This window comes from Vibrio sp. 10N.261.54.A5, from assembly GCF_041471145.1.
Taxonomy (GTDB): Bacteria; Pseudomonadota; Gammaproteobacteria; order Enterobacterales; family Vibrionaceae; genus Vibrio; species Vibrio crassostreae_C.
In genome coordinates, this window is the sequence record NZ_JBFRNU010000022.1 from 17,862 (window position 1) to 39,460 (window position 21,599).

Consider the following 21,599-nt stretch of genomic DNA (forward strand, 5'->3'; position numbering starts at 1 on the left):
TATCCAAACGCCCCTCCAAAATAGATAAGCATATTGTTTTATATTTTCTATTGCAGTATTTTTACTTATGAGTACAATGTGCGATAAATTCCTAATGATGATTTATATGCTTTGATTAACCACCATACCGTCGATTTTAAAAAGGCTTTCTTAGGCCTGACCGCCAGTTTTTTAGTAGTTTTGAGCTTGTTGCTCGTTGATTCAGCGGAAGAATCAGATAAACAGTATGGAATGGAAAACCAAGGCGTAACACGCTCTTTAGCGGAGCTCACACAGATCATAAATGCGCTTGAGTACAACATCACTGCGCTTTATCCACTGCATGGGGATACCTACGTATTCTCGCATGACAAAAAGATCGAGGGTGAGACGTGTTACTTCACCAGTGAGGAGCAACATGCCCCTCGTTTTGATTTTATGTTCTCTGGCCCTCGCGAGATGTGCAACCCGGAATCGGACCTTTATACCGAAGCGGGTAAGCGCCTGTTCATCGCGCCGACCATGGCTTATTTTGCCAATACCATTGATACCATCTCTGCGATTTATTTCATTTCAAAAGAGAAATTCATTATCTCTTCGCCTTCTGATTTTGCCAGTTACATTAAGGGCGACACCTTTGATTCGGTTGTGAATAGCAGGCCTTATTGGGTGAACACGATTCGCTTTGGCTTAGCTCAAGGGCAAGACCAAGTGGTGTATACCGGCCAATATGATGACTACCTGACAGGTCAGAAAGTGGTGACCTTAACCAAAGGAATCTACGTTAATGGTGAGTTTAAAGGGGTGTTGGGTGTCGATGGTTATGTCTCGAACCTAGTATCGAACCCTACCCATGGCTATAAAGTCACCAGTACTCGAGGCGCAAACAAATACGGGTTTATGGATTTTACGTATTCCAAGCCTCTGTATGTTGATGACATTAACACCCAGCTATATCTGAGTATTGAAGAAGATAAGAGCGAGCACTTTCTGCATGTATTGGAGATGGAGAAGATTCAGCTTTCGATACTGTTGGTTTTGTATCTGCTCTCGGTTTTATGGCTATGGCGCTTCTATACAAGACAAGAGCACCAGCGTTTAAATGAGCTAGCAATGCGCGACCCATTAACGGGCTTGCTGAATCGACGTGGTTTTGAGGCTCGATTACTGGCGCAAGATGAAGAGCCGATTATTGGTGTTGGCGTGTTTGATATCGATGATTTCAAAGTCGTTAATGATCAGCATGGCCATAAAGTGGGGGACGAGGTGATTTGCCATGTTGCTCGGTTGATGCTGAACAGCGTTAGACAGCAAGATATCGTGGCTCGATTTGGTGGCGAAGAGTTTGTTGTCGCGATTACGGGTGAATCGTCTGAGTTGCTTTCATCGATCTTTGAGCGAATTCAAAACGACATTAGCCTACAGAGTTATCGATGCCCTACGGGTGACAAGATTAGTATCTCAGTGTCTGGTGGCGCGACGCTTTACTCTTTGTATAAGTTCGACAGCGTAGGGCACTTGTGGGAAAACCAGAGTATTCGTTCGTCTGATGAGCAGCTCTATAAGGCAAAGGCTGCGGGTAAGAATCAGGTGTGTATTCAGGTGTATTAATTAGTTGGATACACAAAGGCCTAGTCGTGTGACTAGGCCTTTTTAATGTCTGTTTCAGGTTGAGGTTACTTCTTCACGCGGCCTTTTCTCATCCACTTCTGATGCACACCACGACGCAGGCTCTGGAAGCTGTTTTCCACTTTATCGACACCAAGCAGAATCACTAGCGCCATTAGCGTGATAATGACCGATTGGGAAAGATGCCCTAGTGCGATCATCATACCTAATGCTGCGAGTACCCAGATAATTGCGGCTGAAGTCACGCCATGAATCTTGCCATCCAGTGTCATCATTACACCAGCCCCAAGAAATCCAACACCCGTAATTATCTGACCAAGCACACGAGCTTGATCGAGTGTGTTGGGGGATAGGCTGATCGCCATGGTGAGGAAGAAATAGGTACCACTGATGATCAGAATCGACGTTCGGATTCCGACGGGTTTACCGCGTGTTTGCCTTTCGATTCCGATTAAAGAACCACACAGCATGCATGCAGCGAGGCCTGCCCAGCTAAAGGGGGCAAGGTTGAGAGTTTGTTCTATAAATTGTGACATATCACCCCTCCTAAAAATTTAGAATAGAGCCGAGTATGCTAATAATAGACCGGACGATCGAACAAAAACTTTTTGTCTTAACGATTGATAAAGATTACTTAAAACCTAGCAGCCGCTTGTTGTTAAGGTGAAGGCTGGTGTCGTGGTCTCTGTCGCTTCTTGGTACTCAAGGTAGCAGTTATCAGCCTGTTTTTTTCGGCTAGAAGGCGCATAAAGAATAATGCCATCATTTGCATCTGTGTTGGTAAAGAACCAGTCAGCTCGACCCGTATCCCAAACAGCATCTAGAAAGGTTGATTCGATGAGCTGTGACCAAGTTTGATCGTTCATCGCTGCAGGATAACCATAGACCACTGAGATATTGTCACCCTCAACATTAATCGATGCGCTAGCTGCTTTATCTAAGCCCAATGCTGATGTCTTACCATAAAGCATAGCACTTGCACCCTCCATTCCGCCTTTCAGGCCATTTAATGTCGAGATACGCGCATCAGTTTGCAGGTTGAGGAATTTAGAAGCTGCAGTGACCGACACAATACCTAGAATCACGATCACCACGACCAGCTCGATGATGGTGAAACCTCTTGAGCTGAACCTAAGCGCTGGTTGAGATGTGGTTGCTGGTGGAGCAACTGAGGTATTGTGTTTCATTGATACAACTTCTCTATTCAATGTGTAGGTCGAGCGGTGTCTTGCTGCTGCGTCCGCCAATTTCACGGGTTAACTTAGGTACTAGGTAGCCAGAAACCTCAGAGATTAATCCTTTAAAGTGATGCTTCGCCTCTTCATCTGAAATATAGAAGTGCGCTGCGCCCTGAACCTTATCAAGTACATGCATATAGTAAGGTAAAATACCGGCGTCGAATAGCTTTTCGCTTAATTCTTTCAATGAGTTAGCGTTGTTGTTTACGCCTTTAAGCATCACGCCTTGGTTGAGCAGAGTAGCACCACTTAACTTAAGCTTGTGGAAGGCTTGTTTGAGCTCTAAGTTGATTTCGTTAGCATGGTTAATGTGGCTGACCATCACTACATTAAGGCGAGTGTTAGTCAATGTTTGGCAGAGTTCGTCAGTCACTCGCGCTGGAATCACAACCGGTAATCGGCTATGAATTCGAGCGGTCTTTACATGTGGAATCTGTTCGATGGCATTGATCAGCCATTCGAGTTCGCTATCTTTTGCCATCAGTGGATCGCCACCCGACAAGATAACTTCGTTGATCTCTGGGTGAGCCGCCACATAGTCGAGACTGGTTTGCCAAACCGACTTCGAGCCCTTGTTATCTTGGTAAGGGAAGTGACGACGGAAGCAGTAGCGGCAGTTTACAGCGCACCCCCCTTTTACAATCATCAGTGCGCGGTTTTTGTATTTATGCAGTAGCCCAGGAATGGCGTTGTCTTGCTCTTCCAGTGGATCAGCGGAATAGCCTTGGTGTACCTCAAACTCTTCGCTTAGCGGTAAAATTTGTCGTAGCAATGGATCGTGTGGGTTGCCTTTTTCCATTCGTTCGACAAAGCTAAGAGGTACCCGAAGTGCAAATAACTCACGAGCAGCGAAGCCTGCTTGCCATGGTGTTGGGTCTATTTCCAATGCCTCAAGCAGTTTTGTCGGGTCAGAGATCGCATTCGATAGTTGTTTGAGCCAGTTTTGCTCAACAGATTCGACTTTTCGGGTTATGATATGCGGCATTGAAATTAACTCAAAGATGTGGAAGAGAAAATCATGGCGTCAGTAAGCACCAATGAATTCAAAGGCGGTTTAAAATTCATGATGGATAACGAGCCTTGCTCAATTATCGAAAATGAATACGTTAAGCCAGGTAAAGGCCAAGCGTTTAACCGTGTTAAACTTCGTAAACTGCTGTCAGGCAAAGTGTTAGAGAAAACATTTAAGTCAGGCGATACAGTAGAACTAGCGGACGTTGTAGACGTTGAACTAGGCTACCTATACAGCGATGGCGAATTCTACCACTTCATGAACAACGAAACATTCGAGCAAATCGCTGCTGATGCAAAAGCAGTAGGCGAGACTTCTAAATGGTTAGTTGAAAACGACGTATGTACTCTAACGTTGTGGAATGATAACCCTATCACAGTAACTCCACCAAACTTTGTTGAGATCGCAGTAATAGAAACCGATCCTGGCCTTAAAGGCGACACACAAGGTACTGGCGGTAAGCCTGCAACTCTAGCAACAGGCGCGGTAGTTCGCGTACCTCTATTCATCGCTATCGGTGAAGTTGTTAAAGTTGATACTCGTACTGGCGAATACGTTGGTCGTGTGAAGTAATTGACTTCAAGTATCTGAAAAAGGTCGCTTAGGCGGCCTTTTTTGTATCTGGAGATCGGGGAAAAGCAGAAGAGCAGACACGCGTAAACGAGATTCGGGATACGAAGAGCTTGAAAATCAAGAGTGAGTAAGCCAGATGCGATTCACAATGGTCACAAGGTTACATTGTGTGACCAGCATCATATTTTGGTTGTATTCTGGATGAAAATCAAAAATTTTATCTAACTTATAGATTTACAAGGTGTTTTTGGCGTTTATATATCGCAACAAAAATATCTCAATACAATATGTGGCTGTTTAGTATTGATTTTGTGAATGTGTGTGGTGGGAAGGGAAGCTGATTACAATATTGTTAGAATGAGTAGAGTCTACTAGCTTTATACGCGATGTTATTAAGCAACTATGTGGATATTAATATGAGACTTAATGCAATTACGTTGGCTCTTGGTTTGGTTAGTATCGTCGGGCTTTCAGGATGTGATGACGATGATACAACCGTGTCAACCACGACTCCGAGTGAGACTCCCTCGACTCCCAGCTCCCCAGCTGAAACGACTAAATACAGTGTGACTGCAATTGATGGTTATTTACGTCATGCTCGAATTTGGTTAGACCTTAACGGTAACTACGTCTTAGACGACGGTGAGCCTAATGCTATTTCTGGTGATGGCGGAGTTGCAGATTTAGACGTCACCGATGTCGACAACCCTGAACAGTACCCTGTCGTTGTGCAAGCGATCTCCGGGCAGACGATTGATGAAGATGAACCTGATGTTACGGTGTCTGACGACTATATTATGTCAGCCCCTCCAGGTGAAAAAGATGTCACCCCTTTGAGTACGCTAGTTCACGTATTGATCGAGCAAAACACTACAGATTCTGACGATGCTGCTGCGGTTGAAGCAGCAAAGCAAGCTGCCATTCAGCAAGTCGCTGATCAGCTAGGCTTAGATGAAGATGAAATCTTAGGTGATTTTGTTGAGTCAGGTGTTGAGGCTGCCGCTTATGCCGCTGAAAACTTGGTTGATTCAAATGTTTTGCCTTCATCTCCTCAAGAGTTGCAAGAAGTTGCTGAAAGTGAAGATAAAGGGACTAAGTTTATCTCTGTGATTGCATCTGTGAATAATGAAATCAAAAAGAAAATTGAAGAAGTTGCAGGTGATAGCGATAAGACATTTGATAATGTTGGTGGTGCGACAGAGGGTGTCGATTTTTCTAATGACACAGATGATGACGGCGTCCCCAATGACTTAGATGACTTTCCGAATGATCCCGATGAAAGTCTGGACTCCGATGGTGATGAGATCGGTAATAATGCCGACCTAAATGATGATACGGTGGACGGAGAAGATGACATCTACCCTGATGCCAATGATGCGTTTCCAACGGATCGTTCTCGTGCTGGTGACCATGATTCGGATGGGGTAGACAGTATTGATGATGTCTTCCCACAAGATCCAACTGAGTGGGCTGATAATGACTCTGATGGCTATGGTGACAATCAAGATGTATTTGATAATGACCCAACCGAATGGGCAGATACGGACGGTGATGGTGTTGGTAATAATGCCGATAAATTCCCATCGGATCCCAACGAGTCCTTAGATACGGACGGTGATGGCGTTGGTAATAATGCCGATGAATTCCCAACCGATGCGACCGAATGGGCAGATACGGATGATGATGGCTTAGGCGATAACGAGGATGACCCGTATCCAAACGATACGGATAACGACAGTTACAACAATGATGTTGATGAATTCCCAACCGATGCGACCGAATGGGTCGATGTGGACGGTGATGGCGTTGGTAATAATGCCGATGTTCATCCAGAGGATGGAAATAAGTCAATTGCTGATGTTGTGGCCAATGTTAGTGCAACTGATGTAGCAGTTTTAAACATAACAGATCGCGATATCATTACACTGGATATTGAGGTCGAAGAAATGGTTGAGACACTGAATAGCGGAGAGATTGTTACCACCATAACTACTCAATATATCACTGCTGATGACGTGGTATATGGCACGACACAAAGTGTCGATCACCTGTTAAATGATGACTTTACTCGTATCCAGACCTTTGCGTACGACTATAACCTCGATGGTACTGCACGTTACGAAGGCATGTCTCTTGAAATTGGTACTAGAACCGAAACAAGCGAGACGTATTGGCGCTATATCGATGAGGGTGATGCATCTCTTGAGGGCGGTTTCGGCGGTAATGGTCGTGTCTATGAACAAGGCGTAGCCTTAACATCTAGAGTTCACCCAAATGACTTATCTCAAATAGATACAATACATAGTGTATCAGTGGAATTTGAGGACGTCGCAGAGGGCGTTCAAGCGGTCGAAACGTTAACCGAATACACGGTAAATGGCTTTGATATCGACGATGTTCAAACCCATCAAGCTCAATGGGCTCAGACTTTAACCACTGTAACGCAGGATTACGTGCAGAGTTTCGTGGAGTCTAAGCAGGACTGGGGTGCAGACGGTTACATCAATGTTGAACTTCGATTTAATAATATCCCTGATGGTAGCTATGTCTACGAATATTCGACACCAATATGGGCAAACCCACAAGATGGTGAATTCCATGAGTACGCAGACTTTAACTTTAATGATGGCAAATGGGACGATCTTACAGCGTACTGGAATTACTACCGCAAAGAGGTACTGATTAATGGTGATGTTCTTGAAAGTGGAGAGCGTTCGGTTCTAGACGAGGAAACGAACACATTACTCATTGTCGATGGTGATCCAATCAATACCTTATTCCAAGAGTGGAATGCCGTGTCTCGCTCTGTTAGTGATGTGGAAGAAAATAAACACATAGAGTGGCAGCACTACCCATTAACTGATTATTCATTTACGACTGACACAGATAACGTCGGACAGGCCTATCGCGTTTACCAGAAACAATCTAATGGCCTTTGGGTTGCTACCTCATTTGATGAGTGGGGTACACAAGCTGTTGTGGATCTACCACAACAGGTAGAGGATGCCCGTGTTGCTGGCACAGAGTTGGAGCTTATTGATGACCAAATCATTCCAGGCCTGAGCCGATACGCTACGCTGTTACCTACAAGCAGTTTCCAATACGATGACAATGGGCCAATTCAATGGCACGTCGTAACACAAGACTATCTGTTCACTGATACTGGTATTCCAACACTGGTTACACTGGATCTTGGTGATAGTGGTGTGGTTCCTGGTTCGTTTACCGGAGTGAATGATGTTGATATGGTGCTTATGGTTCCGGTCGTCGATAATCCTTGGTCTTGGTACGATGCCTACTATCGTAGGGGCATAGATACATGGGGCATGGATCTAACAGAAGGAGACTTTAGTTGGAACAATAGCCTAGGAATGTTCTTCTTAAACGAGACAGCAGCTCAAGACTATCTTACACAGGTTCTAAACCAAGATAGTGACGACGATGGCTTTAAAGACTACGAGGATGCTTTCCCTAATGATCCAAATGAATGGGATGATAGTGATGGTGACTATGTTGGCGACAATAGCGATGCCTTCCCTTATGACTCATTAGAGTGGGCGGATTCTGATAGTGATGGTTTAGGCGATAACCATGAGAATGCAACCGAAGGTTTAGATCCGAATAATGCTGATTCAGATGAAGACGGCGTTTATGACGGTGAAGACCTTTATCCAACCGACCCAAATAAGTGGACTATTACCGCCCAAGAGTTTGCGGAGCAAGAGGGGACTCTTTACGGATTCTTCAGCGATTGGAGCGAACTATCGTTCGTAGATATTCTGTTTAAAGAAACCTTGAGTTATGGCGGTGATACGTTAACCCTTACGGAACTCATACAGTACCGTGGTGATCAATCCTTTATCCAGCTACCACTTGAAGCTGAGGGGGACGTACAGCTCACTGAAAACGGCTGGCAAACTCCGGTAGGTTATACGATAGACTTCTCTGGAGAGCAACTTATTGCCTATCCAGAAGACAATTCCAGTTTCTATTATTCAGTAGAATCAGAAGTGGTAAACCTATCGGGTATGGCATTGTATGAAGTCTACTTTGAGTGGTTCGACTTCATGGAAGAGGCGAGGTTCGCTGAAGGCTCACAAGCGGTAATGTTTACCTTCTCTCCAGCCGTAAACCAGTACTTCCTATGGGAGGGTGGTAGTCCGTACGTGAGGTTCTCTGACGTCGGTTATGATACGGATGGTAGCTCTATTACAAGTCTGGACGACATTATTGTGTCGCAGTCGGTCGGTGAGTCGGTTTCCACAGATCTTACTACCTCTGTTGGCCTCTATCTAGACTTTGATATCGAGTTAGTGAGTGATGGCACGGCGCATTATTACTTCTTTGATTGGGACGCAGGAACGGCAAGTCGCGTCGCTACTGCGGATTACTTACGTTACACATTACACGGTGAAGATATCGTCGAATTTACCGTACCAGTTGAGGCTATGCCCTACATGGGAGAGGGGGATACGCCTACCATGATCTTTAGCATGTACAATGGTGAACTTACGGTAGGTGAGATTGAGGCGCCAAGTGCTGAACCGTCGGACGATACTATGTACGCTTTCAATGGTATTGCCGCACAGTCTATAGAAGATGGTGTAGTGTTGAGCGATTACCTATTTACCTGCTACTTGGGTGATAGCGATGATCAGTCAAGCCCAATCATGGCTGACTATGAGCTTGCGATTACGGATTGTGGCGGTCGAACTCACATTACCAGCGAAATGGTCGAGGGTCTAAACTTCCAACGCGTTAAAGGCAATGGAAATACTCGTGACTACTTGTTCAATGCTGATGGCACAGTGCATGTATTGAAGGGAGAGGGCGGTAACTATACTGACGATTGGGTCATAGAAGATGGCTTGGTTAAGATCAGCTATTCTGATGAATCGGAGAGCTTCACGACTTACTGGGCACTGTTAGATTCGTTGGATGATACGTGGTCAATCAAGTTCTATGAGAACGAAGTTGTGGACGGTCAATCAAGTAGCTATATCTGGATGGATACTATTATTCAACAAGATCGTCCGATTGTGCTTGAAGAGTGCTACATCGGTGATGCAGAACCTGTTGAGGGGCAACCTATCCCGAGTATGAGTGACTACGAAACGGCGATCACGGATTGTGGCGGTCGAACTCACATTACCAGTGAGATGGTCGAGGGTCTAAACTTCCAACGCGTTAAAGGCAATGGAGATACTCGTGATTACTTGTTCAATGCTGATGGTACTGTACATGTATTGAAGAGTGAGGGTGGTGACTATATCGATGACTGGGCCATAGAAGATGGCTTTATTAAGGTTAGCTATTCTGATGAATCGGAGAGCTTCACGACTTACTGGGCGTTATTAGAGTCAATGGAGCAAACTTGGTCAATTAAGTTCTTCGAGGAAGAAACGTTAGGCGGTGTGACTGAAAGTTGGATATGGGCAGATACCGTGGTGCAACAAGATAGAAACGCTCTGCAGTTTGACCCGACTAACTTGGTATTGATGGAGTACGATGGTAACACCCTCTTTTTCCATGATAACGGCAGTATGAGCTATATCGGCAATGATGGCACTGAGACCTATGGGAACAGTTGGATGAAAACTTCAGCTAATACCATGATGATAACTTATGAAGATACCTCAACCGAGCAATGGGTACTTTTATCACAAACTGATGATGAATTAACTATCTCTAGGGATGGTTCAGAGGAGGTGCTTACAAATGTTACCTACGAGGGAACAGTAACGGTCTGTGAGGATGGTGATTCACCGTGGGATGATTTTACGGACCAACCCTCTGACTTTGGCACTCGTTCGGACTATGACAGCGCAGTCGCCAACTGTACCGTTGGTGGTGCTCAGTTTATAGAGTCTGATTTCACAGGTAATGGCAGTGAAAGTTCTCGTTGGGAGCTCATCGATCTTTGGGAGATAAATGGCACCGTCATGGCTGTAGTTGAAGAAGAGGTTGTGTTCCATAGTAACGGTACTGGCTACTTTGACGATGATGAGGGATTGTTCGGGTTCGATTGGGTGATTTTGAATGGTGAGGTGACCTTAACCATAACCGAAGAGGAATTTATAGGAGCCAAAGACACCTGGAATAAGGTTGATCAAGATGGAGAGTATATTACGACTAAATCCTTCTGGAGCGATCCAACCTGGAGCAACCCTGCGCCGGCAGAGGGAGAAGCTGAGATATTCTCGGGTGTGATGCGATTTGTGGGGTTTGAATCGCCGTAACGCATATAGACTTATCATCTAGCATAGAATAAACGCCTAGGGTCAAACCTAGGCGTTTTCTATTTAACTGTTAAATCATAAAAATGAAGATAATAGACAGTGCGCTGATTAGGCCTGCAACGAAGTAGCAGCCAACTTTACCCGCAACACCGACATGGAACTTAAGGTCGTGCATGCCGTGGTGAAGACGGTGCATTGCATGCCACATTGGCAGTGCTAGCGTACCGATGATGAATAGCGCACCGATAATGCTGGTGGCGAATTCAGACACACGCTCGTAGCTCATTGCGTCCGCATCGATGATGCCCATTGGCACTAAGATACCTAACACTAGAACCGTGATTGGTGTGATCATCGCAAACCAAGTACCGCCAGCGCCAAATAGGCCCCACCAGATTGGCTCGTCAGAGCGTTGTGGGTTGTGGTTAACAGGTTTTACTTTGTAATTTGTGTTCATAACGAAAGCTCCTTACACCACAACAAGAACGATTAAAGAAATAAAAGCCACCGCTGCCCACTGGGTCAGTACGATGATTTTTTTATCAACCAATTTGCCTTTAAGACGGATTGGCATTACTTGAGGCATCATGCTGAAGAAGGTTTGAGCGTGCAGCAAGCTGCCTAGCAGTGCCACGATGTTGATACCAACGACGATAGGGTTCGCCATAAAGCTCAACCAACCAGCCCAAGCTTCAGGGCCTTTCACTAGTGCACCCAAACCGAAGGTTAGGAACAGAGTGAATAAAATCAAAGGCAGTACAGTCGCTTCACGTAGCATGTAGAAGCGGTAGAACGGATGGTTGCTCCACCATGTTCTCTTCATCTCACGAACATAAGGCTTACGATTGCTCATATTATGCCTCCTCTGCTGTTTTTACTTGCGATCCATCAGGCTTGAACATCGAGATAACGAAGTCCATTGAAGACTCAACTTTGCCTTGGTTTACTGCCGCTGCTGGGTCTACTTTCTTCGGACATACGTCAGAACAGTAACCTACAAACGTACAGCCCCAAGCGCCATTGTCGCCATTGATAAGCTTCATACGCTCAGCTTTACCATTGTCACGGCTATCTAGGTTATAGCGGTGAGCAAGAGCAAGTGCCGCAGGGCCGATGAACTCAGGGTTTAGACCAAACTGAGGACATGCTGCGTAACACAAACCACAGTTGATGCAGCCAGCGAACTGCTTGTATTTCGCCATTTGTTCTGGAGTTTGGATGTTCGTGCCGTCTTCTGGCTTACGGTCGTTACCAATGATGTAAGGCTTGATCGCTTCAAGGCGCTCGATGAACGGCGTCATGTCGACAATCAAATCTTTTTCGATTGGGAAGTTAGCTAAAGGCTCAATCTTGAAGCCATTCGGGTAGTCACGTAAGAAGCTCTTACACGCCAGTTTTGGCACGCCATCAACCATGATGCCGCAAGAACCACAAATCGCCATACGACAAGACCAACGGTAAGACAGGTCTTTATCTAGGTTGTCTTTGATGTAACCGATCGCATCAAGTACTGACATGGTTTCATCAAACGGCACTTCAAAGGTTTGAAAGTGAGGTTCTGCATCGTGCTCAGGGTCATAACGCAGGATTTCAATTTTTTGGATTCGATTCGCTGACATTATGCTTGCTCCTCTTCGCTCTTCTTCGCATTCTCTTCTGCTGCTTTTTCAGCGGCAGCGGCTTTCTCTGCAGCTTCACCGTACAGACGAGCTTTAGGTTGAGATTTGGTGATCTTAACGCCGCTGTAGTCGATGGTTGGTGCTGCATCTTCGTTGTAGAAAGATAGAGAGTGTTTCAGGAAGTTCACGTCATCACGTTCTGTGCAGTTGTCGTCTAGACGTTGGTGTGCACCGCGAGACTCTTTACGAAGGATCGCTGAGTGAACCATCGCTTCTGCAACTTCAAGACCGTAACCCACTTCGATAGCGTAAAGTAGGTCAGTGTTGAATACTTTGCCTTTGTCTTTAATGCTGATCTTCTTGTAGCGAGCTTTCAGTTCAGTGATTTTGTCGATGGTTTCTTGCATCAAGTCTTCTTGACGGTAGATACCACAACCCGCTTCCATGGTGTGACCCATTTCAGTACGGATATCAGCCCAGTTCTCATCGCCTTCTTGAGCCAAGATGCCTGCGATGCGATCTTCAACTGCTTTAACTTGCTTAGCAATAGACTCTTCGTTCCAGCCTTTGAATTCAGCAGCGCGTTTCACCGCTTCTTCACCAGCAACGCGGCCAAACACAACGAACTCAGCCAGAGAGTTAGAACCTAGACGGTTTGCACCGTGCAGACCAACTGAAGCACATTCACCAACAGCGAATAGGCCTTTAATGCGAGTTTCACAGGTACCGTTAGTTTCAATACCACCCATGGTGTAGTGAACGGTCGGGCGAATCGGGATTGGCTCTTTTGCTGGGTCGACGTTTACGTACGCTTTTGCAAGCTCACAGATGAACGGAAGACGCTCTTGCAGGTACTCTTCACCAAGGTGGCGAAGGTCAAGGTGTACGACATCACCAAGTGGGTGCTTGATGGTGTTGCCTTTCTGCTGCTCGTGCCAGAATGCTTGAGAAACTTTGTCACGAGGACCCAGTTCCATGTATTTGTTCTTCGGCTCGCCCACTGGAGTTTCAGGGCCCATGCCGTAATCTTGTAGGTAACGGTAGCCGTTCTTGTTGACGATGATACCGCCTTCACCACGACAACCTTCGGTCATCAAGATGCCAGTGCCCGGTAGGCCTGTTGGGTGGTATTGAACGAACTCCATATCACGCAGTGGTACACCGTGGCGATAAGCCATTGCCATACCGTCGCCAGTTACGATGCCGCCGTTGGTATTACAGTGGTAAACACGACCTGCGCCACCCGTTGCTAGAACAACAGATTTTGCTTTGATGGTAACAAGCTCACCTTCAGACATGTGAATCGCGATTAGGCCTTGTACTTCGCCATCTTCAACGATCAAATCCACCACAAAGTACTCATCAAATCGTTTGATTGTGTCGTACTTCATCGAAGTCTGGAACAGAGTATGAAGCATGTGGAAGCCGGTTTTATCCGCTGCGAACCACGTTCTCTCTACCTTCATACCGCCGAATCGGCGTACGTTTACTTCACCGTTTTCTTTACGACTCCATGGGCAGCCCCATTGTTCCATTTGGATCATTTCGCGAGTCGAGTTTTCAACAAAGTATTCAACAACATCCTGTTCACATAGCCAGTCGCCACCGCCAACAGTATCGTTGAAGTGGTTATCTAGGCTATCTTCGTCTTTAATTACCGCTGCTGAACCGCCTTCTGCCGCTACCGTGTGCGAACGCATTGGGTAAACTTTAGAAATCAGTGCTACTTCCAGTTCAGGATTAGCTTCAGCCGCAGCAATAGCTGTACGAAGACCAGCGCCGCCTGCGCCGATGACTGCGATATCTGTGGTAATTGTCTTCACAGTTATTCTCCAGTGTGATGCGGAGTATTCCGCTTGTTATTATAAAAAGCATTTAGAGAGTACTTAAACGGCATCAACCGTTTATCACCCCTAAGCCTTAAGTGGTAGGTTTAGTGTAAGAGAGGAAGGTATTCGAAAAGTTGATGCATTTGGGTTTTTAGGTCGGTAGTGCATATGGAGGCATAGAAATTATAGGTTATGTGACTGCAATCACGGCAATGAATTGTTGATAACGATTAACCCACAAGACTTGTGTTAACGGCTTGTTGAGTATGATTTTTGTTATCAATGTGGATGTGAAAGCTGTATTGATAATTGTATTGTAGAACGTAATTTTCTGGCTTCATTAAAGCAACATTTTGCTTCCATCTATAGAAAGATAGAAGCTTACAAAAGAGGCGAAAGGTGGTAATTTCCGTCGCCTAGAATTCAGTAATATGGAACTTAATAATGCACTCAACATGGCAACCAGCCGCAACCATTAAGCAGTTAAAGCAACGTGCTGATATCCTTAATCAAATCCGTCAGTTCTTTGCTGAGCGAAACGTGATGGAAGTGGATACGCCTGCGATGAGCCACGCCACGGTGACGGACGTGCATTTGCATACGTTCAAAACTGAATTCGTAGGGCCGGGTTATGCGCACGGTCAGCCTCTATTCTTTATGACTAGCCCTGAGTTTCATATGAAACGTCTATTAGCGGCCGGCAGTGGCTGTATTTATCAAATTTGTAAGTCTTTCCGGAATGAAGAAAATGGCCGTTACCACAACCCTGAGTTCACCATGTTGGAGTGGTATCGCGTTGGCTTTGATCACCATGACCTGATGGATGAAATGGATTTGCTGTTACAGCAGGTACTTAAAGCAGGCTCAGCACAGCGAATGACTTATCAACAAGCCTTTATTGATGTGTTAGGTGTTTGTCCGTTGGAGGATTCGATGGATACGCTAAAGCAAGCTGCGGCGAAACTTGGGCTAAGCGACATTGCAGATCCAGAACAAGACCGCGATACCTTGCTGCAGCTGCTGTTTAGTATTGGGGTTGAAGCTAAGATCGGGCAGCAAGTGCCTGCGTTTGTTTATGACTTCCCAGCATCACAAGCTGCACTAGCCAAGATTAACCCGAATGATGCTAGGGTAGCGGATCGCTTTGAGGTGTATTTCAAAGGGATTGAATTGGCAAACGGCTTCCATGAACTCGATAAACCACAAGAACAACTTCAGCGCTTTGAAGGTGACAATGCCAAACGTATTGAGATGGGCTTATCGCCTCAACCGATTGACCATCACTTGATTGAGGCATTAAAAGCGGGCTTACCAGACTGTGCGGGTGTTGCTTTAGGTATCGACAGGCTAATCATGCTGGCGCTGGGCTACGACCACATCGATGATGTGACGGCTTTCCCGTTCCCACGTTCTTAACTTTTTGCTTTTGTTTTACTGAGAGTTAATAGTCCTTAGCTAGTAACGGTTAACTATTAACTCTCAGCTTTCAATCCGCTTCGCTAGCTAACCAGAATACCTGTGCTCTATCTGACCAAAATGCCGGTGCCTACTAGCTGACCAGAATCCCAGTACCCACCACGGCAACAATGGCACCTATCCAAGCGTAGGCATTTGGCCTCTGTTTGGTGTACAGCCAGAGTATTGGTAACAACATGATGGGCGTGGTTGAAGATAGCAGAGCGACCATGCCGACATTGCCTTCCTGCAACGCATACAAAATCAGTGTCATTCCCACCGCCATCGCTAAAAAGCCATTAACCGCAGTAATTGCGAATATCTGTTTATTCATTGGATTGATCGCGCGCGAAAGCTTGGCGCCTGTTAAACGAAACAGTGAGTGAGCCACAAAGGCGGTGATCATACGAATCGCTGAAGCGGCAACAGGGTCTATGCTGGTTTGCATCACGGGTTTTGCAATAATACCGCCCAAGGCTTGGCAAATAGCGGCAGTGATTCCGAGAGCTACACCAATCCACACGGTGCCCTTGATGGTTTCGAGTTGGTTGTTGGCTTGTCCTCGACGACCAAAGAATATCGCGGTTAATACACCACTGAACACCAAAGCCGAGCCAATCAGCTCCACCGAAGTCATGCTTTCGCTAAATAGGAAGTAACCAAGAATTGCCGAGAACACGGCGTGACAAGAGAACAGCAAACCTGCTTGGCGCGGTCCCATTCTGTTCAAACAAGCAAATAGGGCGGTATCACCAATGAAGATGCCAATTAGCCCAGACAGCATCATCGGCGTGACTAGGTCTGCTTCGACCGTTGACCAGCCACCAGTAAACCAAGCCATGCTCGATAAGATGATAGCGGTACAACCCATGCGCCAACGGCTATAGGCGAAAGAACCTAAGTGTTGAGCAGGCTTTACTGACATTAGGCTCGCGATAGCCCAAAGAAAAGCGGCAGCAAGAGCCAGCCATTCGAATCCCATTGAAGTGTACGTCCGTGTCAAAATGTAGAAGTGGGGGATTCAATATGCACTAAACCTTCCAGATAGCAAAGACGTGATTACTATCTGGAAGGGCATTAGTAGGGATTAACGTGCTAGGTGATGATAAACAGGGCGAGGTAAACCATCAGCAAGCCCACAATACCTAAGATGATGCCCATCTTCGCCATGTCTTTGCTTTCGATAAGCCCGGTCGAGTAGGCCAGTGAGTTTGGTGGTGTCGATACTGGCAGAATCATGCCAAGTGACGCAGAGAAGGCGACCACAACCAGCAAGCCTTGCAGACCACCAATCGCAACTAGGCTTTCCATGGAAGCACCAATTGCAGCGGCTATCGGCATCAGCAAGTTGGCCGTCGCAGTGTTTGACATGAAGTTCGCCATTAACCAACACACGATAGACAATGTCAGTACCACAGCTGCAGGTGACAGCGATTCATAGTCAATTGCGTGTGCGAGTGCAGCGGCTAAGCCTGTTTTATCTAAGCCAATACCAATCGCAATACCACCTGCGACCAGCCACAACACATCCCAGTTAATCAGCTTGAGTTCTTCTTTGCCCATGATGCCAGTGAGCGTAAACACAGCCAGTGGAATGATAGACACGACATAGGTGTTCATGCCGTGCAGTTTGGTGGTCATCCACAATAAGATTGTCGCAGCGAAGGTGATGTAAACCACAATCGCTCGCCAGCTCTTTCTAAATTGTCCATCAAGCTTGAGCACCATGTTTCTTTCTTTAGAAGGGAAGAGTTTTTGTAGAAGAAACCAAGCGATGGTGAGTTGGATGATCACAAAGGGTAAGCCCATCATCATCCAGCTGAGGAAGTCGATGGTATTTTCACCCGTTAGGTATTGCAGCGCGATGGCATTGGGCGGTGTACCGATTGGGGTTGCGATACCGCCAGTATTGGCAGCAATTGGAATACACAACACGAGCGCTTTGATACCCATATCGCCTTTTGGTGCAGATGCCACGATAGGGCCGAGCAGTGCAAGCATCATTACCGTCGTTGCGGTATTTGACATGAACATTGAGAACACGGCGGTGATCAGCATTAATCCGAGCATAATGAAGCGCGGTTCTGTACCAAATGGTTTAAGTAGCACTCGAGCTAGGTTGTTATCGAGTTCATACTTGGATGCGGATATCGCAAGAGCAAAACCACCCATGAAAAGGATGATGATCGGTGACGAAAATGCACCGAAGATGTCGGTATATTTGATTAACTCACCGAGATCGTGCCCCGCTGGTGGATTTCTAAATAGGTGTAAACCTTTGTCAGATATCATCACCAGTTCAAGCGCAATGATCAAAATGGAAGTGGCGAATACCGGAACAGGTTCAAGCACCCACAGCAGGGCTGCTAATAAGAATATCGCCAACAGGCGGTGTTGAATCAGCGTGAGATCATCGATTGGTATTGAATCTATCGGCATGAATAACACGCCTAAGGGAATCGCAAAACAAATCAACAGCTTGACCAGAACGCCAACATTGAGTTTAGGCATGTACAAAGACCCTATAAATAAAATATCTTCAAATAGAGTAAGTTATCTGGATTTCTGGTACTTGGAGACGGGTTGGAAAATCAAAAAGTTGTTTAAGGTTTCGACAGTTGTTTTGTTTTTGGTCAATCTTTTATCTGGGTAATTAGAGACAAGAGTGAGAAGCAGCAGGTGGCTGGGCAGGGTTTGAAAGATTGAGTTGTTAGAGCTTGAGTAGCAAATGAATCGGTAGAGTTAAGAAAAAGGCGCGTTCTTCTCTGAAATAGAAAAAGTAACGCGCCTTGAAAGCTTAAATGAGTTAACTCAAATTGTTAAGCTTGGTCAGTGTTTTCAGCAGAATCGGTAACAACATCGTCATTTGCTTGCGCTTCTTTGCCAGCAATGTGCGCGAAAGGTGTACCAAGAACCGTTTTCTCGCCATTTTGCATAGTGTCGTCAAACTTGATCGCATCTTTAGCGAACAGGTTGATAACGGTTGAACCAAGCTTAAAGCGGCCCATCTCTTCGCCTTTCTTCAAGATGATTGCTTTGTCACCTTGTGCAGGGTAATCCCATTTGTAAACCGAGTTACCACGAGGTGGGGTGATGGTACCTGCCCATACTTGCTCGATGCTACCTACGATCGTTGCGCCAACCAGCACTTGTGCCATTGGGCCAAATTCCGTATCGAAGATACAAACGACACGCTCATTACGTGCGAATAGGTTTGGAACGTTTTCTGCCGTTAACGGGTTAACTGAGAAAAGGTCACCTGGAACGTAGATCATCTGGCGCAGTGTGCCGTCGCATGGCATGTGCACGCGGTGGTAATCACTTGGAGACAGGTAAAGCGTTGCGAATTCACCGTCTTTAAATTCATCCGCTAGCGCAGCATCACCACCCAATAGCTCGCGAGCTGAGTAGTTATGGCCTTTCGCTTGAATCAGTTGACCGTCAGTAATTGGGCCAAATTGGCTCACACGTGCATCTGCAGGGTGAACAATAACAGACTCACCTTCAGCGATAGGACGCATGCCTTCTTTCAATTCACGCACGAAGAATTCATTGAATGTTTTAAAGTGTTTTGGATCGCTATGCAGAGCTTCATCCATGTTCACTTTGTATTGCTTGATGAACCAGTTGATGATCGCTGTCGTTAAGCCGCCCGCTTTAGCAGACGCAAGTTTGCCGACTAGGCGAGTTAATCCATGTTGTGGAATCCAGTACTGCAATCCAACTTTAATCTTATCCATTGTATTAATTTTCCAATGCTAATTGTTTTTCAATTAAATCTGTCGATGACGGTTTAGGGCGCGAGATGTTACTTAAATTCGCGCCAATTGTCAGTAAATGCACACATTTGTTCACAAAAACGCGATTAGAGATCGGCTTTTTTGTTGCGTGAATACTGACGGTTATCTTTGTTACTCGCCATGCTTTCAATGATGCGGTGGTAGTTGTCGAAACGTAATCGACTGATCTTTCCGTTTTCTACCGCTTCGCGCAGGATGCAGCCTGGGTCATCAATGTGTTTACAGTCACGGAACTTACAACCGCCAAGGTAAGGCTTGAACTCGATAAAGGCTTCAGTGATTTCGTCGGCCTCTAGGTGCCATAGGCCGAATTCACGCACTCCTGGTGAATCAATCAGATCACCACCAGAAGGGAAGTGGTATAAACGAGCTGCCGTGGTTGTGTGCTGACCAAGACCTGAGTTCTCAGAGACTTCGCCTTCTTCAATGTCTAGCGTAGGCATTAATGCATTCACTAGGCTTGATTTACCCACACCCGATTGACCAACAAAGATGTTGATACGGTCTTTGAGTTCAGCTTCCAGCTCTTTGATGCCGTAGCCAGACTCTTTACTCACGAACATCACTTTATAGCCGATCTTCTCGTACTCTTTAAGTGTTTCACGGTATTCAGCAATCTGCTCATCAGTCAGTAGATCGACCTTGTTCAGTACAACAAGCGGCGCGATGTTTACCGTTTCTGAAGCAATTAGGTAACGGTCGATAATATTAAGTGATAGCTCTGGTAGCACAGCCGATACGATAACCATTTGGTCGACGTTCGCAGCTACTGGCTTTAGGCCATCGTAGTAATCAGGGCGAGTCAGCATTGAAGTTCTCGGCTCAACCGCTTCCACAACGCCAGAAATACCGGCCATTGATTCTAAGCCTGCGCGCCAAGTCACTCGGTCACCAGAAACTAAAGTCTCGATACTACGGCGTAAGTTACAACGATGAACTTCGTTAGTTTCAAGATCTTCGATATCAGCATGTTGGCCAAAGCGCGTAATCACGAGTCCGCTTTTGGTTCCGCCAAGCATGTTCTCATCCCATTGGATAGAATCTTCTTTCTTGAGTCGCTTGTTCTGGTTGCTACGTACACGACGTACTTGACCTTTGGTTAACTTCTTTTTTTTAGCCACAATTTTTCACTTAACACATCTAACTTGATGATTGGGGACTCAAACAGGATGTTGCTGGTACCACGTGATTTCGATGGTCCTAAAGCTAGTTTGAGTATAGTTATTTGGGTATAGTACCTCTTTTACACATAAACAAATAGGCGACGCCTTATGTCCTTTAGCGATCAGAACCTTATTTGGGTTGATCTAGAGATGACAGGACTTGATCCTGAAACTCATAAAATCATTGAAATTGCTACTATCGTTACTGATAGTGAGCTTAACATCCTGGCTGAAGGACCTGTTTTGGCTATTCACCAACCTCAGAGTGAATTGGACAAGATGGACGAGTGGTGTACAACGACTCACACTGGCAGCGGCCTCGTGAAGCGAATTCAAGAAAGCACGGTTTCAGAGCAAGATGCCATCCAACAAACCATTGAGTTTCTTGAAAAATGGGTACCAAAAGGTAAGTCACCAATTTGTGGCAACAGCATTGGTCAAGACCGTCGTTTCCTATACAAGCACATGCCAGAGTTAGAAGAGTACTTCCACTACCGCTATGTTGACGTAAGCACTCTGAAAGAGCTGACTCGTCGTTGGAAACCTGAAGTGTTAGATGGTTTTTCTAAGTCGGGAAGTCACCTTGCGTTAGACGATATTCGAGAGTCGATCGCCGAGCTGCAGTACTACCGAAAAACGATTATTAACATCTAGTCGAATAAAATGATCACGTTTATCTAACTTTTCAGGGACATAAGAGCCGTTTTTTTTGCAAATCTGTGTGCTTTTACAGCAGTTGAGTAAAAAGTTTCGTAATTTTGCATTAAGGACTTGCATCACAAAAAAATGCTCTTATAATTCGCAGCCCTGAACGGAGAAAGACGTTTTCAGATTGCGATACTAGCTCAGTTGGTAGAGCGCAACCTTGCCAAGGTTGAGGTCATCGGTTCGAACCCGATGTATCGCTCCAATTTGTAGGTTACGGCGAAAGCGGTAATCGAAAGGTGAAAGACCTTTTATAATGCGATACTAGCTCAGTTGGTAGAGCGCAACCTTGCCAAGGTTGAGGTCATCGGTTCGAACCCGATGTATCGCTCCAATTTAAAGAATCATCAACTTAATT

Annotated in this window: 16 protein-coding genes and 2 tRNA genes; 7 read left to right on the plus strand and 11 right to left on the minus strand. The window is 45.7% G+C overall.

Going from position 1 to position 21,599, the window contains the following annotated elements:
* The first annotated feature begins 111 nt into the window (after positions 1–111).
* Positions 112–1,590 (plus strand): diguanylate cyclase, encoded by a 1,479-nt coding sequence (locus AB4329_RS06925; protein WP_017063163.1) that lies wholly within the window; start codon positions 112–114, stop codon positions 1,588–1,590.
* A 65-nt stretch (positions 1,591–1,655) separates the two neighbouring features.
* On the opposite strand, the gene AB4329_RS06930 is transcribed toward AB4329_RS06925, so the two are convergent.
* The 3 genes from AB4329_RS06930 to epmB all read right to left on the minus strand — a co-directional run bounded on the left by AB4329_RS06930 (position 1,656) and on the right by epmB (position 3,831).
* A complete protein-coding gene (locus tag AB4329_RS06930) occupies positions 1,656–2,144 on the minus strand; it encodes an MgtC/SapB family protein (RefSeq protein ID WP_004733333.1) in 489 nt (162 codons plus the stop codon).
* A gap of 105 nt (positions 2,145–2,249) precedes the next feature.
* Positions 2,250–2,795, minus strand: coding sequence for a prepilin-type N-terminal cleavage/methylation domain-containing protein (locus tag AB4329_RS06935; RefSeq protein ID WP_017067163.1), 546 nt, complete (start codon positions 2,793–2,795; stop codon positions 2,250–2,252).
* 13 nt (positions 2,796–2,808) lie between these two features.
* Positions 2,809–3,831: an EF-P beta-lysylation protein EpmB gene (gene epmB, locus AB4329_RS06940; RefSeq protein WP_372137926.1), complete on the minus strand. Its 1,023-nt coding sequence runs from the start codon at positions 3,829–3,831 to the stop codon at positions 2,809–2,811.
* Positions 3,832–3,864: 33 nt separating this feature from the next.
* Between epmB and efp the strand changes: the two genes are divergently transcribed.
* Positions 3,865–4,431: an elongation factor P gene (gene efp, locus AB4329_RS06945; protein ID WP_372137928.1), complete on the plus strand. Its 567-nt coding sequence runs from the start codon at positions 3,865–3,867 to the stop codon at positions 4,429–4,431.
* Positions 4,432–4,847: 416 nt separating this feature from the next.
* Entirely contained in the window at positions 4,848–10,670 is a 5,823-nt protein-coding gene (locus AB4329_RS06950) for a hypothetical protein (RefSeq protein ID WP_372137929.1), read from the plus strand.
* Positions 10,671–10,740: 70 nt separating this feature from the next.
* Here the strand turns inward: AB4329_RS06950 and frdD are convergent, their stop codons facing one another.
* The 4 genes from frdD to frdA are packed head-to-tail and all read right to left on the minus strand — an operon-like array spanning position 10,741 to position 14,112.
* Positions 10,741–11,127, minus strand: coding sequence for a fumarate reductase subunit FrdD (gene frdD, locus AB4329_RS06955; protein ID WP_065584500.1), 387 nt, complete (start codon positions 11,125–11,127; stop codon positions 10,741–10,743).
* Positions 11,128–11,139: 12 nt separating this feature from the next.
* The gene (frdC, locus tag AB4329_RS06960; protein ID WP_017061300.1) at positions 11,140–11,523 is read right to left on the minus strand and encodes a fumarate reductase subunit FrdC; all 384 of its coding nucleotides are present in this window, start codon (positions 11,521–11,523) and stop codon (positions 11,140–11,142) included.
* Position 11,524: 1 nt separating this feature from the next.
* On the minus strand, positions 11,525–12,289 hold the full coding sequence (locus tag AB4329_RS06965; protein ID WP_009847917.1) for a succinate dehydrogenase/fumarate reductase iron-sulfur subunit: 765 nt from the start codon (positions 12,287–12,289) through the stop codon (positions 11,525–11,527).
* Positions 12,289–14,112 carry a fumarate reductase (quinol) flavoprotein subunit gene (gene frdA / locus AB4329_RS06970; protein WP_372137931.1) on the minus strand — a complete coding sequence of 608 codons (1,824 nt, stop codon included), beginning with the start codon at positions 14,110–14,112 and terminating at the stop codon, positions 12,289–12,291. The genes AB4329_RS06965 and frdA overlap by 1 nt, the downstream gene beginning before the upstream one ends.
* 450 nt (positions 14,113–14,562) lie before the next feature.
* On the opposite strand from frdA, the gene epmA reads away from it, so the two are divergent.
* On the plus strand, positions 14,563–15,534 hold the full coding sequence (epmA, locus tag AB4329_RS06975) for an elongation factor P--(R)-beta-lysine ligase (RefSeq protein ID WP_136979124.1): 972 nt from the start codon (positions 14,563–14,565) through the stop codon (positions 15,532–15,534).
* Positions 15,535–15,667: 133 nt separating this feature from the next.
* On the opposite strand, the gene AB4329_RS06980 is transcribed toward epmA, so the two are convergent.
* The 4 genes from AB4329_RS06980 to rsgA all read right to left on the minus strand — a co-directional run bounded on the left by AB4329_RS06980 (position 15,668) and on the right by rsgA (position 20,494).
* Positions 15,668–16,555 carry a DMT family transporter gene (locus AB4329_RS06980; protein WP_136979122.1) on the minus strand — a complete coding sequence of 296 codons (888 nt, stop codon included), beginning with the start codon at positions 16,553–16,555 and terminating at the stop codon, positions 15,668–15,670.
* A 113-nt stretch (positions 16,556–16,668) separates the two neighbouring features.
* The gene (locus AB4329_RS06985; RefSeq protein ID WP_017061303.1) at positions 16,669–18,084 is read right to left on the minus strand and encodes a DASS family sodium-coupled anion symporter; all 1,416 of its coding nucleotides are present in this window, start codon (positions 18,082–18,084) and stop codon (positions 16,669–16,671) included.
* Positions 18,085–18,392: 308 nt separating this feature from the next.
* Positions 18,393–19,313 carry an archaetidylserine decarboxylase gene (asd, locus tag AB4329_RS06990; RefSeq protein WP_017063172.1) on the minus strand — a complete coding sequence of 307 codons (921 nt, stop codon included), beginning with the start codon at positions 19,311–19,313 and terminating at the stop codon, positions 18,393–18,395.
* A 125-nt stretch (positions 19,314–19,438) separates the two neighbouring features.
* Positions 19,439–20,494: a small ribosomal subunit biogenesis GTPase RsgA gene (rsgA, locus tag AB4329_RS06995; protein ID WP_017061306.1), complete on the minus strand. Its 1,056-nt coding sequence runs from the start codon at positions 20,492–20,494 to the stop codon at positions 19,439–19,441.
* A gap of 150 nt (positions 20,495–20,644) precedes the next feature.
* Here rsgA and orn point away from each other — a divergent pair, with 150 nt between their 5' ends.
* The 3 genes from orn (at position 20,645) to AB4329_RS07010 (ending at position 21,575) form a co-directional block, all read left to right on the plus strand.
* Positions 20,645–21,190 (plus strand): oligoribonuclease, encoded by a 546-nt coding sequence (orn, locus tag AB4329_RS07000; RefSeq protein ID WP_010434065.1) that lies wholly within the window; start codon positions 20,645–20,647, stop codon positions 21,188–21,190.
* Positions 21,191–21,370: 180 nt separating this feature from the next.
* Positions 21,371–21,446, plus strand: a tRNA-Gly gene (locus tag AB4329_RS07005).
* A 53-nt stretch (positions 21,447–21,499) separates the two neighbouring features.
* Positions 21,500–21,575, plus strand: a tRNA-Gly gene (locus AB4329_RS07010).
* Positions 21,576–21,599: the final 24 nt, after the last annotated feature.